Source organism: Virgibacillus carmonensis (assembly GCF_057836705.1).
The window spans coordinates 1-520 of the sequence record NZ_JBYQFJ010000410.1 but is presented as its reverse complement, the minus strand read 5'-3'; the positions used below and the strand labels follow the sequence as shown (position 1 = coordinate 520).

Genomic DNA, 520 nt, shown 5'->3' with positions numbered 1-520 from the left:
TTCAGATGGGACAGCTTCTTTTTACATAGCTGATAACGCCGCTTCATCCGCAATTACCGTAACATGAATATGTTCTTTGAGAACTGACGCTGGAAAGTCTTCACTTATCTTACCATTTACAAGTCTGGATAACGCTTCAGCTTCTTTGTTTCCTGAAACAAGCACAATTATTTCCTTGCTCTCCAAAATTGTTTCTATCCCCATGGTGATGGCCTGTTCAGGTACATCATTATACGAATCGAAAAACCTTGCATTCGCCTGACGCGTTGATTCCGCTAAATCAACGATATGTGTTCTACTGTTGAATGAAGTACCGGGTTCATTAAATCCAATGTGTCCATTTGCCCCAAGCCCTAATATTTGCGGATCAATATTTCCATGTGAGCGAATTGATTTTTCATATTCCTGACATTCTTTCTTGATATCCAGTACATCCCCTTTTGGTACATGTACATTATCCATATTGACATCAATATACTGGAAAAGGTGGTTCTTCATATAATAATGATAGCTATTTGCG

General features: G+C 38.7%; 1 protein-coding gene. It reads right to left on the bottom strand.

Going from position 1 to position 520, the window contains the following annotated elements; translation table 11 throughout:
- Positions 1–21: 21 nt before the first annotated feature.
- Positions 22–520, bottom strand: a 499-nt coding sequence (locus AC3G7N_RS22615) for a glucosamine-6-phosphate deaminase (RefSeq protein ID WP_489424340.1), incomplete at its 5' end; no start/stop codon positions are given.